Origin of the sequence: Nonomuraea sp. NPDC050643 (genome assembly GCF_040654715.1) — a bacterium.
Taxonomy (GTDB): domain Bacteria; phylum Actinomycetota; class Actinomycetes; order Streptosporangiales; family Streptosporangiaceae; genus Nonomuraea.
In genome coordinates this window covers 323,419-338,115 of the sequence record NZ_JBFAIM010000004.1, presented here as the reverse complement: position 1 = coordinate 338,115, position 14,697 = coordinate 323,419, and the positions used below count along the sequence as shown (strand labels likewise).

Here is a 14,697-nt window from a genome sequence, read left to right as displayed (position 1 = left end):
ACACATTAGCGTGCAGGTGCCTTGCCCCACCGCGCGACCCCTCGATGGTGCCGCAAGTGGGACGATGAGTCTCGTGGCGTATTTCGACGCGGCTTCCAGCGAGCCGCTTCACCCCCAGGCGCGCGAGGCGCTGCTGGCGGCGATCGACGTCGGCTGGGCCGATCCCGCGAGACTCTACGGCCAGGCCCGCCGCGCGCACCTGCTGCTCGAGCAGGCTCGCACGGAGGTGGCCGAGGCGCTCGGCGCGCGCCCTGACGAGGTGTCGTTCACGTCGTCGGGCACGCAGGCCGTGCATCTCGGCGTCCTCGGCACCCTACACGGCAGGCGCAGGGCCGGACGTCATCTGGTGACGAGCGCGGTCGAGCACTCGAGCGTCCTGCACGCCGGTGGGGTGCACGAACGCGACGGCGGCTCGGTCGAGACCGTGGGCGTGGACCTGGCGGGGCGCGTCGACCTCGACCGGTTCGCCGAGGCGGTGGGACGTCCCGGCACGGCGCTGGCCTGCCTGCAGACGGCCAACCACGAGGTCGGCACCCTGCAGCCGGTGGCCGAGGTGGCCGCGGCCTGCCGGGCGCACGGGGTGCCGCTGCTGGTGGACGCGGCGCAGACGGCGGGCCGGATGCCGATCCCGCCCGGCTGGTCGGTGCTGACCGCCAGCGCGCACAAGTGGGGCGGCCCCGCCGGGGTGGGCGTGCTGGCGGTGCGCAAGGGCACGCGGTTCCGCTCGTTCCTGCCGGAGGACGAGCGGGAGCGGCGGCGGGTGCCGGGCTTCGAGAACGTCCCGAACATCGTCGCCGCCGCGGCGGCCCTGCGCGCGATGGCGGCGGAGGCCGCGCAGGAGCAGGCGAGGCTTTCCGAGCTCGTCGGCAGGATCAGGGACACGGTGCCGAAGACCGTCCCCGACGTGGAGGTCATCGGCGACCCCGTCGACCGGGCACCGCACATCGTGACCTTTTCGTGCCTCTACGTTGACGGCGAGGCCCTGCTGACCGAGCTGGACAAGGCGGGATTCGCCGTATCGTCCGGAAGTTCGTGCACCGCTAGTACGCTTCGTCCATCGCACGTCCTGGAAGCGATGGGCGTGCTGACGCATGGCAATGTCCGGGTGTCGTTGCCCAGAGGCGCCTCCGCGGCCGAGGTCGACAGATTCCTCGCCGTGCTGCCCGATCTGGTCCGCCGCATCCGACAGGACGCAGGAGTCGCATGACCGAGGTTACCCAGCCGGCTTTGACGATCGACGCGCTCGGGAAGAAGTGCCCGATCCCGATCATCATGCTCGCCGAGCAGATCAACTACGTCCCGTTGAACGCCGTGGTGGCGGTGCTGGCCGACGATCCCGCGGCCTACACGGACGTGCCGGCGTGGTGCAGGCTGAAGTCCCATCGCCATGTGGGCTCGTACGAGCTGCCCGGGGGCGGCTGGGCGATCCACGTCAGACGCAACTACTGACCTTGTGGCATGCCCGATTTTCCCGATTTAGCCCCGCACAGTGGGTAGGGCTTCCCTGAGAGGCCAATCGAGATCCGGGAGAATGCCATGAGCTGCGGACATCCGCACGAGACCGCCCGCGACGTGATGAGCACGGGCGTCGACTGCATTCCCGCGCACGAAACGCTCGACCGGGCGGCGCAGATGATGCGCGACGACGACGTGGGCGCGCTGCCCGTCTGCGGGCCCGACGACCGGGTGACGGGGATCATCACCGACCGCGACATCGTCGTCAAATGCGTCGCGGCGGGGCACGACCCCGCGCGGATGACGGCGGGCGAGCTGGCCACCGGCCTGGTCTGGATCCCGGCGGAGGCCACCGTCGAGGAGGCGCTGGCCCGCATGGAGGAGCACCAGATCAAGCGGCTGCCGGTGATGGACGGCCACCGCATCGTCGGCATGATCAGCGAGGCGGACCTGGCCATGCACCTGCCCGACGACCAGCTCGCCGAGTTCGTGCACCGCGTCTACGCCAAGAGCTGACGCGCCCGTAAGAACCGTCCCAAGCGATAAAGCCGATAAAAGGCCGCCCCACCCGGCGGTGGGACGGCCTGGGAAAGGCTAGGGGTGGTAGCAGTGGACGTGCCCGGAGATCTCCGCGGCCGCCTCGGCGCCGTACGCGGCGCTGAACCGCTCGAGGAAGGCCTGCTGGCCCAGCTCGTATTCCTGGCCGCCGACCCGCTCCAGCACGTGCGTGGCGGTCAGGTTGCCGATCTGCCCGCAGCGCTCCAGCGGCAGGTCCCAGGCCAGCCCTGACAGGAAGCCGGCGCGGAAGGCGTCGCCGACGCCGGTGGGGTCGGCCTTGCCCACCTCGGGGGCGGGGGCGACCTGGATGGACGGCTCGCCCTTGCGGTCGATGACGGCGCCCTTGGGGCCGAGCGTGGTGATCCGGACGCCGACCCGGTCGAGGATCTCCTCGTCGGACCAGCCGGTCTTCTGCTCGATGAGCCCCTTCTCGTAGTCGTTGGAGAAGAGGTAGGCGGCGCCGTCGACGAGCTGGCGGATCTGCTCGTCCTCCATGCGGGCGAGCTGCTGGGAGATGTCCGCGGCGAACGGGATGCCCCGCTGGCGGCACTCGTCGGTGTGGCGCAGCATGGCGTCGGGGTCGTTGGGGCTGATCAGCACCAGGTCGAGCCCGCCCACGCGGTCGCTCACCGGCTGCAGCTCGATGAGCCGCGCCTCGGCCATGGCCCCGGTGTAGAACGAGGCGATCTGGTTGTGGTGCTCGTCGGTGGTGCACAGGAAACGAGCGGTGTGCTGGGTCTCCGAGATGTGCACGGAGGCGCAGTCGACGCCGTGGCGCTCCAGCCAGGACCGGTAGTCGGCGAAGTCGTTGCCGACGGCGCCCACCAGGATCGGCTTGAGGCCGAGACAGCCCATGCCGAACGCGATGTTCGCGGCGCAGCCACCGCGACGGATCTGAAGGTCATCGACCAGGAACGAGAGTGACACCCGGTCGAGCTGCTCGGCGATGAGCTGATCGCCGAAGCTTCCTGGGAAGGTCATCAGGTGGTCTGTCGCGATGGAGCCGGTTACGGCGATGCGCACGGGATTCTTCTTCCTCGTTGTCAGCAGGCCAATGAGCCCCACGAGAATACGCGAAGGTCCCGCACGCACAAAGGCGGGCGGGACCGCGGCGGCCTCGGGCTCGACCGCTAGTTGAACGAGTCTCCACAGGCGCACGAGCCGGTGGCGTTGGGGTTGTCGATGGTGAAGCCCTGCTTCTCGATCGTGTCGACGAAGTCGATGGAGGCGCCCAGCAGATAGGGGGCGCTCATCCGGTCGGTGACGACACTGACGCCGCCGAAGTCCGACACGACGTCACCGTCCATCGAACGGTCGTCGAAGAAGAGCTGATAGCGCAGGCCGGAACAACCACCCGGCTGCACGGCGACCCGCAGCTGCAGACCTTCCTCGCCCTGCTGCTCGAGCAGGCTCTTGACCTTGGCGGCGGCCGCGTCGGTCAGGAGCAGGCCCTGCGCCGTGGTTTCGCTGCTCTGAGTGGTCTCGCTGCTCTCAACCGTCATCTTCTGACTCCCTAACCCGGCTGTCTGTTTCCGACGTCCTACTAATGACGCTACCAACACCAGCGGGTTGCCACACATTCCCGGGGGCCTTGCCCAGGAATAACCACATTCGGCCATGTGTCATGATGAGTATCGTCAAACCGACGATAAGGGGGTACGGCCATGGCCACGCAGACGGGACTGCCGCTCTTCGTCCTCGGCAGGGGCACCGATCCGCACAGCGAGAAGGGGGTCGACTGTCCCGGCGAGCTGCCGCCCGCCTCGGACCCGGACCTGGTGGAGCGGGCCCGCAAGGCCAAGGCGGCGCTCGGCGACCGCCTGTTCGTGCTCGGCCACCACTACCAGCGCGACGAGGTCATCCAGTTCGCCGACGTGACGGGCGACTCCTTCAAGCTCGCCCAGCAGGCCGCCGCCCGGCCCGGCGCGGAGTTCATCGTCTTCTGCGGCGTCCACTTCATGGCCGAGTCGGCCGACATCCTGACGAGCCCGGCCCAGAAGGTGATCCTGCCCGACCTGGCGGCCGGCTGCTCGATGGCGGACATGGCCACGTTCGACCAGGTCGAGGAGTGCTGGGAGGCGCTGGAGGACGCCGGGCTCGCCGATCAGGTGATTCCCGTCACATACATGAACTCCAGCGCCGACATCAAGGCGTTCTGCGGCCGGAACGGCGGCGCCGTCTGCACCTCCTCCAACGCCCGCCGCGCGCTGGACTGGGCCTTCGCGCAGGGCGAGAAGGTGCTGTTCCTGCCGGACCAGCACCTGGGCCGCAACACGGCGGTGCTGGAGATGGGCATGTCCCTGGAGGACTGCGTGGTGTGGAACCCGCACCGCCCCAACGGCGGCCTGACGCGCGAGCAGCTCGAGCGGGCCCGGATGATCCTGTGGCGGGGCCACTGCTCGGTGCACGGCCGCTTCACGGCCGAGTCCGTCGATGACGTACGGGAGCGCATCCCCGGCGTGAACGTCCTCGTGCACCCGGAATGCCGGCACGAGGTGGTGCTCAAGGCCGACCACGTGGGCTCGACCGAGCACATCATCAAGACCCTGGAGGCGGCCCCCGCCGGGTCGAGCTGGGCGATCGGCACGGAGCTGAACCTGGTCAAGCGCCTGGCCCAGACGTTCCCCGACAAGAACATCTCTTTCCTCGACCGCACGGTCTGCTACTGCTCGACGATGAACCGGATCGACCTGCCGCACCTGGTGTGGGCGCTGGAGTCGCTCGTGCTCGGCGAGGTCGTCAACCAGATCACGGTGGACGAGGACACCACCCACTGGGCCAAGGCCGCCCTGGACCGCATGCTCGCCCTGCCGTGACCTCCGCCCGCGTTCCCGCCTCCTTCCGGCTCCCCAAGGTGCCGGGAGGGGGCCGGGGGACGCGGCTAGGCGAAGTCGTAGCCGAGGCGTACGGCGACCGACAGCGTCTGGCGGCCCGGGCTGATCGAGTCGCCCGCCTCGGCCATCATCGTCTGGGCCGCCCTCATCGGCTGCGGCACGCCCTTGACCTCCTCGCTCACCGACACCACCCGGCCCAGCGGGCGGCCGGCCAGCTCGGCGTACTGGGCGGCCTTGGCGGCGGCGTCCCTGAACGCCGCGACCCTGGCCTCGGCCAGCGCCTTGGCGGGGTCGGACACCTCGAAGGCCACGCCGTTGAGCCTGGCCTCCTCCCCCACGCCCGCCACCGTGTCGATGACGTGGTCGGCCCGGCTCACGTCGCGGACGACCACCTCCACCCCCTGCACCGCCCGGTACGCGGCCACCTTCGGATACGCCTCGTACTCGGGGCCCAGGGACAGCTCCACCGTGCGTACGTCCTCCGCGGCGACCCCCGCCTGGCCCAGCGCCTCGGCGAGGCGGGCGGCGGCGGCGCGCACGGCGGCGAAGGACTCCGCGGCGGAGGCCCTGCGGACCTCGACGCCCGCGTGCAGCCGGAGCGTGTCGGGGGCGGCCAGGACGGCGCCTTCGCCGACCACGGTAATGTCCACGCCAACTCCCTCGGGTGGGGTTCCGTCCTTGATCCTAGGTCGCGCTCCGGGCCCCGCGAAGGACCTAGGCGGCCGTCCTGCTGAAGCGGAAGCCCATCTTGTCGAACTCGGCCTTCTTGGGCGCGGTCGCCAGCACCCGGCCGACCTGCCCCGACAGGTCGATCACGACGGCTTCGTAGCCGGCGCCCCTGGTGCGCCACACGGCGAGGTGGTCGTCGTCCCACCAGCCGATGAGCCGGTTGCTGGCGAACGGGATCGTGACGGGGGCGGTGTCGTCGCCGGAGGTGGACCGGGCGCACAGCGAGGTGCCGGCCGTGGTGCAGTGGGCCAGGAAGCGGGTGCCGGACGGCGAGATGTCGTCGCCCTCCACCCACACCGGCGACCCGGCGTCCGCGAGGGTGCGCACGAGCTTGCCGTCCAGGTCGTAGAACTTCATCTTGCCGCCCACCCAGGTGCCCACCGCCTGGCCGCCCGCGTCCCAGAAGAAGCGCCACTCCCCCGCGCCCCGCTCCTTCACCTGGAACACGCGGCCCTTGCCCGCGGCCACGTCGATGATGCCGTAGCCGTATTCGGTGGTGTTGCCGGTCGTGCCCTTGTAGAGGGTGACCAGGCCGCGCGTGCCGTCGGGGGACCAGCGGGGCGTGGTGGGGAAGACCGGCTTGGGGCTGAGCTTGACGAGGCGTTTCTGGCCGGTGACGTGGTCGATGATCGACACGGTGGCGTAGAAGTCGGTGCTGTAGTCGACGTCGGTGCCGAGGGCCCGGTTGGTCTTGGGGTCGAGCGCGTACTCGAAGTAGCGGCTGTCGGCGGAGAACGTGCCGGTGGCGTGTTTCCTGACGTAGAGGCGCTTGGCGCTGCCGGCCGTGTAGGAGGCGAGCCTGATCGGGTCGCCGTCCCTCTCCTTGATCGTCACCGACGTGCCGGGAAGCTCGATCGAACGGGCGGCGGTCGCGGTGGCGCTGGGGGTGGCGCTGGGAGTGGCGCTGGGGGTGCCGCTCGAAGTGGCCGGGGACTCCGTGGGGGACGGCGTGGAGGACGGGCCCCGGGTCTCGGTGCCGCCGGGCAGGGCGGCCAGGCGGACGGCGACGAGCGCGCTGGCCGCGGCGAGCGTGAGCGCGCCCGCCACACTGGCCGCGATGATCCAGCCGGTGGGCTTCTTCCTGGTGGGGCGCGTGTGCGGACCGGGGTGGAAGGGGACGGGGCGACCCGGAGGCGGCGCGTACGCGCCCGGCCCGGCCGCTCCCGGCCCCGACACTCCCGGCCTCGACGTTCCCGGCCTCGACGTTCCCGGCCCCGACGCGTACGGCGTCTGCCCGGACGTGTGCCCCTGACCGGCCCCGTACGGCCCCTGGCCGGAGACGTGCGGCCCCTGACCGGCCCCGTACGGCACCGGACCGGACGCGTGCGGCGGCCGCCCGGAGGCGAACGGCGTCGGTCCTGCGGCGGCCGCGGCGCTGCCCTGCTGGAGCAGACCGGGCGGCTGGGCGGCCGGGGCGTGGCCGAGCAGGCGCATGAGGGCCTCGCTCGCCGTCGGCCGCCTGGCGGGATCCTTGGCCAGGCAGTCCGCGACCAGCGCGCGCAGGGCCGGGTCCTGGACGGCGCCGACGTCGGGCTCGGTGTTCATGATGCGGTTGACCACCGCGGGCAGGCTGTCCTGCCCGAACGGCGGCTGCCCCGACGCGGCGAACAGCAGCGTGCACGCCCACGCGAACATGTCCGACCTCGGCCCGGGGCTCGACTCGGTGAGCTGCTCGGGAGCCATGTACGAGGGCGTCCCGATCGCGGTGCCCGTGAGCGTCGAGGTCAGGTCGAGCGCCCTGGCGATGCCGAAGTCGATCACCCGGGGGCCGTCGGAGGCCAGCACCACGTTCGACGGCTTGAAGTCGCGGTGCACGATCCCGGCCTGGTGGATGGCGACCAGCGCGGTGATGGTGCCGATGGCCAGCCGGTGCAGGGAGGCGCCTGAGCGGGGGCCCTGGGTGCGTACGACGTCGGTGAGGGTGGGGCCGTCGATGTACTCGCTCACGATGTACGGCCGACCGCCGAACAGCCCCGTCTCGATGACCTGGGCCGTGCAGAACGGCGCCACCCGCCGCGCCAGCGCCACCTCGCGGACGAACCGCTCCGACGCCTCGGCGTCACCCGCCAGGTCGGACCGCAGCAGTTTGAGCGCCACCTTGGTCCCGTCCGGCCCTGTGGCGAGATAGACGATGCCCTGCCCGCCCTCGCCCAGCCGCCCGGCCAGACCGTATTCGCCCACCGTCGCGGGATCCCCTGGCCTCAGGGCCGCGAGGTCCGGCATTGGCACCCCCAGATATGGCGTCTTTCCCGCCATTCTGGTGGCTGGCGCGGCTTCCCGTCACCCGTTCGTGTGGATCACGGTGACACCGCCTGGGCGACGGCCCGCGGATCGAGCAGCGGGATCCCGCGGCCGGTACGCGTCAGGCGGACGAGTTCGGCGCAGAGATCGCCTGCCAGCCGCTCCCGGCAGTCCCGGCCGTCCGTGGCGATCACGGTGACCGGTACGGCGGGGAACGGCTTCTCGGCCCGGAGCCGGCGCAGGTCGGCGGCCATGTGGCGACGGGCCAGCCACTCCCCCGCCACCGCGGCGGGCACCTTGCCCATGCGGTAGACGCCCGACGGGTCCGGATGCCCGGCGAGCAGCCGGTGCGCGGCGGGTCCGGCCACACGGGCCACGGCGGTGGCCCCCCACGTGCCGCCCAGGGCGGGCAGCCACCGGCCCGCGGCCTCGGCCGCCGCGAGCGGCCGGCGCTCGTCGACGCGGGCGGGGTCCACCAGGACGAGCCCGGCCAGGCAGAGCGGGTGCAGGCGGGCGAACGCCTCGGCGTGCCAGCAGGCGACGCCGTGCGCGACCACGGTGACCTGCTCGGGGTGGGCGGGAGACAGCGCGGCCAGGCGGGCGGCCTCGGCGTACAGGGTGGGCGGGGCCGGTGGGCGGGGGCTGAGGCCGAGCCCGGGGCGGTCGAAGCGGATGACGCGGTGGCGGCCGGTCAGCTCTCCGGCGACGGCGTCCCAGTGGAACCAGGCGCCCGCCGGGCCCGCGGTGATCAGGACGGCGGGCCCCGAGCCCTGTTCGAGGACGTGCGGGCGGCCGTACGCGGCCGCACGTTCCTCCTGGTCGTCGTCGATGAGCAGGCGCATCGCCACGTACACGAGCCAGACGGCGAACATGGTGAGCTGGGCGCGGTGCGCGAGGCCCACGCCGTGCCCGGCGACCAGGGCGGCGAGGGTGAGCAGCGTGGCGATCAGGCTCATCCAGGTGAACAGCCACGACACGCGCGAGCGCCACTGGCCGCCGAGCAGCGCCATGGCGATCAGCACGGCCGCCGTGGCCAGCGCGCCCGCCAGGGTGTGGATCCGGTGCCCGAAGGAGGCCGCCCGCTGCGCACAGGCGGGGTCGCTGAGCGCGGCGCAGTCCAGCGGGAACAGCCCGGCCACGAACGTGAGCAGCCCGAACGCGGCCAGCGCCAGCCAGCCGGGCCACTCGCGGGCCACCCGCGGCACCAGCGCCACCCCGAGCGCGCACGCCAGTCCCGACAGGGCCTCGCTGACCCGGAACAGCCGCGTCCAGGGCTGGTCGCGGGCGGCCAGCTCGCTGACGTACCCGTCGGTCCTGTCGACCTGCGGGGTGGTGAACTGGCCGGTGATCCACGCGCTGCCGAGCACCGCCGCCACGATGAACGCGGCGGCGGCCAGCACGGACAATCTTCGCTCCACGTGATCATTAGATCACCAAGGGCGATCACCGCCCAGGAGCGCCCTGGTCACAGCTTCGGATCCCGCCATCCCAGGACCCGTCCAGGACCCGCCCAGGGCCCGCTCAGAGCCCGGGGGCGCCCCAGACGGGGAACCAGCGGCTGAGATCCTGCTCCAGCGGCAGCTCGCCCTCCAGCGCGGCCCTGGCCTCCAGGTCGAGCGCGTTGTCGCGCTTCTGCCCGGGCAGGGGCGCGAACGGGTAGAACGTGCCGCGTTTGTACAGATAGACGATGGCCAGCCGGCGGCCGTCCTCGCGGTCGAACGACACCAGCGAGCACAGCAGCGACGGCCCGAACCCGGCGCCCTCCAGCGAGGAGTTGACCGCGTGCAGTTCGGTGACGAGGTCGCTGAGCGCGTCGGGCGAGCGGCGGACGAGCAGCCAGGTGTAGCCGTAGTCGTCGTCGGACTCCTCGACGCGCCCGCCGAGCAGCGCCTTGACGTCGCCTTCGAGCGTGGCGAACGCGCCGCCCTCGGCCGCCCGGAACGCCACGGAGCCGAGACCGGTGGGCTTCAGCCCGGTCGCCGCCTCCAGCGTCACGGCCGCCGACGGCAGCGCGAACAGCGCGTCGAGGTTGGGCTTGACCGGCTTCGACCGGCCGAGCAGTGCGTCGAGCCAGCCCATGCGGCTCTCAGCCCCTTCCCAGTTGCTTGGAGATGTTCGCCAGTTCCTCTAGGCGCCGCTCCAGCGGCGGGTGCGTCGAGAACAGGCTCGCCAGCGTCGTGCCCTTGGCCAGCGCCGGGGCGAAGTAGAAGGCGTTGAACGGCTCCGCCTCGCGCAGGTCGCGGGTCGGGATCCTGGCCATCTCGCCGCTCACCTTGACCAGCGCGCTGGCCAGGGCGGATGGGCGCTGCGTGAGCAGGGCGCCCGCCCGGTCTGCCGCCAGCTCACGGTAGCGCGACAGGGCGCGGGTGAGCAGGAAGCTGATGGCGTACACGACGATCGAGACGAGCAGGACGATGACCCCGATGGGCAGGCCGCCCTGGCCGTTGCCGTTGCGGCGGCCGCCGAGGCCGGTGTAGAGCGCGACCCTGGTCATGAGCCCCGCCACGATGCCGAGGAACGAGGCGATCGTCATGACGGCGACGTCGCGGTGCGCGACGTGCGACAGCTCGTGCGCGAGGACGCCCTCGAGCTCCTGCGGCTCAAGGCGGCGCAGGATGCCGGTGGTCACGCAGACCACGGAGTTCTTCTGGTTGCGGCCGGTGGCGAACGCGTTGGGGACGTCGGAATCGGCGATCGCCACCCGCGGCTTGGGCATGTCGGCCATGGCACAGAGCCGGTCGATGAGGCCGTGCAGCTCAGGGGCCTCCTGCGGAGAGACCTCCCGCCCGTGCATCGCGAACAGGGCGATGCGGTCAGACAGGAAGTACTGCACCAGCAGCAGGCCTCCGGCCAGCACCAGCACGAACAGCGCCCGCACGCCGATGGCGATCAGGACGCCGACGAACACGACGTAGAGCAGGCCGAGCAGGAACATCGTCACGACCATGCGGGTGGTCAGGCCACGGTCGGACGCGAACCTCGTGCTCACGGGCTCAGCCCGGGATGAGGCCTTGGTCGCCCAGCATCTCCCGGACCTCCTCGATCGAGGCGTCCGCGGGGGGAAGGATCAGCTCTGACGGCTCAAGGCTGTCGTCGGGAAGCGCCTTGCCCACGTGGCGCACCTTGTCGAGCAACGCGTGCAGCTTGACGCGGAAGGCATCCTCGTCGCCCGTCTCGATCGCCGCCTCGAGCTCACCGTCGAGCTCGTTGAGCACCGCGATGTCCTCGGGCGAGATCTCGACCTGGCCTTCGCCCATGATCCTGACAATCATGCGCCCTCCCCAGGCTGACGCAGCTGCTGGGTGTTGCCCTGCTGCTGCGGCTGCTGCGCCTGGGGCTGCTGCTGCGGCTGCCCCTGCTCGATCGCGCTCTTCGGCGCCGGGCCCTGGCCCAGCTCCGCCTTCATCCTGGCCAGCTCCAGCTCGACGTCCATGCCGCCGCCCATGCGGTCGAGCTCGGCCTGGATGTCGTCGCCGCGGGTGCCGCTGTAGTCGTCGAGCGCGCCGCTGGCCAGCAGCTCGTCGATCGCGCCGGCACGCGCCTGCATCTGCGCCGTCTTGTCCTCGGCGCGCTGGATCGCCAGGCCGACGTCGCCCATCTCCTCGGAGATGCCGCTGAAGGCCTCGTTGATGCGCGTCTGCGCCTCGGCCGCGGTGTAGGTCGCCTTGATCGTCTCCTTCTTCGTGCGGAAGGAGTCGACCTTGGCCTGCAGCCGCTGGGAAGCCGTGGTCAGCTTCTCTTCCTCGGCCTGCAGGTTGTCGTGCTGGACCTTGAGGTCGGCCATCTGCGTCTGCAGATTGGACCGCCGCTGCAAGGCCTCGCGAGCCAGGTCCTCACGCCCGACGGACAGCGCCTTACGGCCCTGCTCCTCATAGCGCTGGGCCTGCTTCTCAATTCCGGTTATCTGCAGCTCAACCCTCTTGCGCGAGGTGGCGACGTCGGCCACGCCTCTGCGCACCTTCTGCAGCAGCTCAAGCTGCCGCTGGTAGGAGTAGTCGAGGGTCTCGCGCGGATCCTCCATCTTGTCCAAGGCCTTGTTGGCCTTGGACTTGAAGATCATCGAAAGTCTCTTCATCACGCTCATGCGCGTCGGCCGTCCCCTTCTAGGTCGTGCTGGTGTTCACCCAATGCAGCGCAGCCGCCTTGGGATTACCCTACGCATAACGCACGAGGGCGTCACTAAGTTGCACTCCAGGTAGGGTTGACGTCGTGTTGCGACGCCGTTCCCAAACCTCCGTGGACGACACCCCCGTCCCCGCTGACGATCCTAAGCCCCAGGGTAAAGGTCGTCCCACACCCAAGCGCCGAGATGCCGAAGGCAAACGGCGCCAATATGTCTCCGCGCCGAAAGACCGCAAAGAGGCCTATCGGCAGATGCGGGCCAAGCAGGCCGCCGAGCGTGACCGGGCCCGCCAGGGCATGCTCGCCGGTGAAGAGCGGTATTTTCCCGTTCGCGACAAGGGCCCCGCGCGCAAGTTCGCGCGTGACTGGGTCGACGCGCGGCGGCTGCCGAGCCAGTACTTCCTGCCGTTCTCGCTACTGATCCTGCTGGCCACGTGGATTCCCTGGCCGATGGCCGTCCGCGCCCAGGTCCTCAACCTCGTCATCGCCGTCGGCTGGCCGATCATGATGATCGGCGTGCTCTTCACCTCCATCTTCGTGGCCTGGAAGGTCAAGCGGCTGGTGGCGGAGAAACTGCCCGGCGAGAGCGTCAAGGGCGTGGGCTTCTACGCGGCGATGCGGGCCCTGCAGATCCGCAAGCTGCGCTTCCCGCCGCCCATGGTGCTGCCGGGCGGAAAGCCGGTGCCACCGAAGAAATAATCCGAGGAAACAAGCCGGAGAAGTCACCGGCTATCCGGCGTTCTCCCAGCGCAGCACGCCTCGCTCGACCGCGGGCCGCCGGCCTTCGTACGCCTGGTTCCTCTCCAGGGCGTCGGCCACGGCCCGCATGAGCGAGTGGTACGACGCCGCGCCGTGAGACACCTTGGCCGCGTCGTTCCAGCGCACGCCGCCGTCCGCGGAGTCGGCCACGGCGTAGGAGAGCGCGTCCGGGCCACGCCCGGGGAAGTACAGGAACGGGATCATCCGGCCGTTCCAGAGCTCGGTGGCCGGGTCCTGGCCCGCGCCGGCGGGCTCCCACGAGCACATCTCGCGCCAGGAGTCCCTGATGCCCCGCGTGCCCAGGTTGAACGCCCCGTCGAACCCGAACCCGAACGCCCCCACCCCGCGCGCGCCGTTGTGGCGCAGGAGCGAGGCGCGCAGGTCGTCGGGGAAGTCCACGCCCATCTGAGACTCGGCGACGGCGATCGTGCGGGCCCTGCCGGGGGGCTGGAGCGTCCGATAGGTGCGGGGCGCGTTCGCCTTCAGCCACCGCTCGATCCGCCGCCACTGCCGGTCCACGGCCCGCCTGACCTTCGGGTCGATCGGCCGCACGGTGACCGGGCGCGGCGCGGGCGCGCAGGCGGGGTCGGGGATCGCGGCCGGCGGCTCCGAAGGCTGCGGCTGCCAGGGCGTGGCGCTCGCCTGGATCTCCTCCACGTCGGCGAACACGGCCTGCTGCGCCTCGTCGTGCCGGGACGCCTCGGCGGCCCCCTCGGCGTTCCCCTGGATGTTCCAGGGCAGGAGCGCGGCCGTCAGCGTGAGCGCCACCGCCGCGGCGATCACGGCCCATTCCAGGCTCAGGCGCATGCGGAGGGCCGGTTCCGGGGCCGTGGGGACGGGCTCGGCCGCCTCAGGCATGCGGGCGCGGCGGCGCAGCCGGACCACGATCGCGGTCACGATGGCCGCCGTCAGCCCCAGCCGTACGAGCTTCAGCACGTCGCGCACCCTATCCCGAAACGAATCACCCCATGCGCCGGGATTAAAGTCGTACGCATGGAATTCCGACACCTTGGTCGCAGCGGTCTCATGGTCAGCGAGATCAGCTACGGCAACTGGCTCACCCACGGCTCCCAGGTCGAGGAGGACGCCGCCAAGAAGTGCGTGCAGGCGGCACTCGACGAGGGCATCACCACGTTCGACACCGCCGACGTCTACGCGGGGACCAAGGCGGAGGAGGTGCTCGGCCGGGCCCTGAAGGGCGTGCGCAGAGAGTCGCTGGAGATCTTCACGAAGGTCTACTGGCCCACCGGTCCCGGCCGGAACGACCGCGGCCTGTCGCGCAAGCACATCACCGAGTCGATCAACGCCTCGCTGCGCCGGTTGCAGACCGACTACGTGGACCTGTACCAGGCTCACCGATTCGACAACGAGACGCCCCTGGAGGAGACGCTCAAGACCTTCGACGACCTCGTACGCCAGGGCAAGGTCCTCTACGTCGGCGTCAGCGAGTGGAACGCCGACCAGATCTCCCGGGCCCTGAAGATCGCCGACGAGATGGGCTTCGACCGCATCGTGTCGAGCCAGCCCCAGTACTCGATGCTGTGGCGGGTCATCGAGGCCGAGGTCGTGCCGCTGTCCGAGCGTGAGGGAATCGGCCAGATCGTCTGGTCCCCGATCGCGCAGGGCGTGCTCACCGGCAAGTACGTGCCCGGCCGGCAGCCGCCCGAGGGCTCGCGGGCCACCGACAAGAGCGGCAGCGCCATGATCGCGCGCTTCATGAACGACGACGTGCTGGGCCGGGTGCAGGAGCTCAAGCCGATCGCCGCCGACCTGGGGCTCAGCATGGCCCAGCTCGCGATCGCGTGGGTGCTGCAGAACCCGAACGTCTCCAGCGCCATCGTCGGCGCCACCCGGCCCGAGCAGGTGCGCGACAACGTCAAGGCGTCGGGCGTCAAGCTGGACGCCGAGGTGCTGAAGCGGATCGACGACGTGCTCGGTTCGGTCGTCGAGCGCGACCCCGCCAAGACCCAGAGCCCGAGCAGCCGCCCATAACAACAAA

16 protein-coding genes are annotated in these 14,697 nt (G+C 71.0%); 6 read left to right on the top strand and 10 right to left on the bottom strand.

Going from position 1 to position 14,697, the window contains the following annotated elements; all coding sequences use genetic code 11:
- Window positions 1-64 precede the first annotated feature (64 nt).
- The 3 genes from AB0I15_RS07740 (at window position 65) to AB0I15_RS07730 (ending at window position 1,971) form a co-directional block, all read left to right on the top strand.
- Window positions 65-1,207, top strand: a complete 1,143-nt coding sequence (locus AB0I15_RS07740; RefSeq protein WP_358091539.1) for a cysteine desulfurase family protein — start codon at window positions 65-67, stop codon at window positions 1,205-1,207.
- Entirely contained in the window at window positions 1,204-1,449 is a 246-nt protein-coding gene (locus tag AB0I15_RS07735; protein ID WP_344985357.1) for a sulfurtransferase TusA family protein, read from the top strand. The genes AB0I15_RS07740 and AB0I15_RS07735 overlap by 4 nt, the downstream gene beginning before the upstream one ends.
- A gap of 87 nt (window positions 1,450-1,536) precedes the next feature.
- Window positions 1,537-1,971 carry a CBS domain-containing protein gene (locus AB0I15_RS07730; RefSeq protein ID WP_358091537.1) on the top strand — a complete coding sequence of 145 codons (435 nt, stop codon included), beginning with the start codon at window positions 1,537-1,539 and terminating at the stop codon, window positions 1,969-1,971.
- 78 nt (window positions 1,972-2,049) lie between these two features.
- Here AB0I15_RS07730 and AB0I15_RS07725 read toward each other — a convergent pair whose 3' ends face one another.
- Window positions 2,050-3,036 carry a carbohydrate kinase family protein gene (locus tag AB0I15_RS07725; RefSeq protein ID WP_358091535.1) on the bottom strand — a complete coding sequence of 329 codons (987 nt, stop codon included), beginning with the start codon at window positions 3,034-3,036 and terminating at the stop codon, window positions 2,050-2,052.
- Between the two features lie 107 nt (window positions 3,037-3,143).
- The gene (locus tag AB0I15_RS07720) at window positions 3,144-3,515 is read right to left on the bottom strand and encodes an iron-sulfur cluster assembly accessory protein (protein ID WP_358091533.1); all 372 of its coding nucleotides are present in this window, start codon (window positions 3,513-3,515) and stop codon (window positions 3,144-3,146) included.
- Window positions 3,516-3,677: 162 nt separating this feature from the next.
- Between AB0I15_RS07720 and nadA the strand changes: the two genes are divergently transcribed.
- The gene (nadA, locus tag AB0I15_RS07715; protein WP_358091531.1) at window positions 3,678-4,829 is read left to right on the top strand and encodes a quinolinate synthase NadA; all 1,152 of its coding nucleotides are present in this window, start codon (window positions 3,678-3,680) and stop codon (window positions 4,827-4,829) included.
- A 65-nt stretch (window positions 4,830-4,894) separates the two neighbouring features.
- Here nadA and AB0I15_RS07710 read toward each other — a convergent pair whose 3' ends face one another.
- From AB0I15_RS07710 to AB0I15_RS07680, 7 genes are all read right to left on the bottom strand, one after another.
- The gene (locus AB0I15_RS07710) at window positions 4,895-5,497 is read right to left on the bottom strand and encodes an SIMPL domain-containing protein (RefSeq protein WP_358091529.1); all 603 of its coding nucleotides are present in this window, start codon (window positions 5,495-5,497) and stop codon (window positions 4,895-4,897) included.
- Window positions 5,498-5,561: 64 nt separating this feature from the next.
- Window positions 5,562-7,757, bottom strand: a complete 2,196-nt coding sequence (locus AB0I15_RS07705; RefSeq protein WP_358091527.1) for a protein kinase — start codon at window positions 7,755-7,757, stop codon at window positions 5,562-5,564.
- 116 nt (window positions 7,758-7,873) lie between these two features.
- On the bottom strand, window positions 7,874-9,235 hold the full coding sequence (locus AB0I15_RS07700; RefSeq protein WP_358091525.1) for an alpha/beta fold hydrolase: 1,362 nt from the start codon (window positions 9,233-9,235) through the stop codon (window positions 7,874-7,876).
- Between the two features lie 103 nt (window positions 9,236-9,338).
- Window positions 9,339-9,896 carry a hypothetical protein gene (locus AB0I15_RS07695; RefSeq protein WP_358091523.1) on the bottom strand — a complete coding sequence of 186 codons (558 nt, stop codon included), beginning with the start codon at window positions 9,894-9,896 and terminating at the stop codon, window positions 9,339-9,341.
- Between the two features lie 7 nt (window positions 9,897-9,903).
- The gene (gene htpX / locus AB0I15_RS07690) at window positions 9,904-10,806 is read right to left on the bottom strand and encodes a zinc metalloprotease HtpX (RefSeq protein ID WP_358091521.1); all 903 of its coding nucleotides are present in this window, start codon (window positions 10,804-10,806) and stop codon (window positions 9,904-9,906) included.
- A gap of 4 nt (window positions 10,807-10,810) precedes the next feature.
- Window positions 10,811-11,089, bottom strand: a complete 279-nt coding sequence (locus AB0I15_RS07685) for a hypothetical protein (protein ID WP_358091519.1) — start codon at window positions 11,087-11,089, stop codon at window positions 10,811-10,813.
- Window positions 11,086-11,901 carry a PspA/IM30 family protein gene (locus tag AB0I15_RS07680; RefSeq protein WP_358091517.1) on the bottom strand — a complete coding sequence of 272 codons (816 nt, stop codon included), beginning with the start codon at window positions 11,899-11,901 and terminating at the stop codon, window positions 11,086-11,088. Before AB0I15_RS07680 ends, AB0I15_RS07685 begins: the two co-directional genes overlap by 4 nt.
- Before the next feature lie 152 nt (window positions 11,902-12,053).
- Between AB0I15_RS07680 and AB0I15_RS07675 the strand changes: the two genes are divergently transcribed.
- Window positions 12,054-12,638, top strand: coding sequence for a DUF3043 domain-containing protein (locus AB0I15_RS07675; protein ID WP_358091515.1), 585 nt, complete (start codon window positions 12,054-12,056; stop codon window positions 12,636-12,638).
- Window positions 12,639-12,668: 30 nt separating this feature from the next.
- Here the strand turns inward: AB0I15_RS07675 and AB0I15_RS07670 are convergent, their stop codons facing one another.
- Entirely contained in the window at window positions 12,669-13,634 is a 966-nt protein-coding gene (locus AB0I15_RS07670) for an SMI1/KNR4 family protein (protein WP_358091514.1), read from the bottom strand.
- Between the two features lie 57 nt (window positions 13,635-13,691).
- Between AB0I15_RS07670 and AB0I15_RS07665 the strand changes: the two genes are divergently transcribed.
- A complete protein-coding gene (locus tag AB0I15_RS07665; protein WP_358091512.1) occupies window positions 13,692-14,690 on the top strand; it encodes an aldo/keto reductase family protein in 999 nt (332 codons plus the stop codon).
- The last annotated feature ends 7 nt before the right edge of the window (window positions 14,691-14,697 follow it).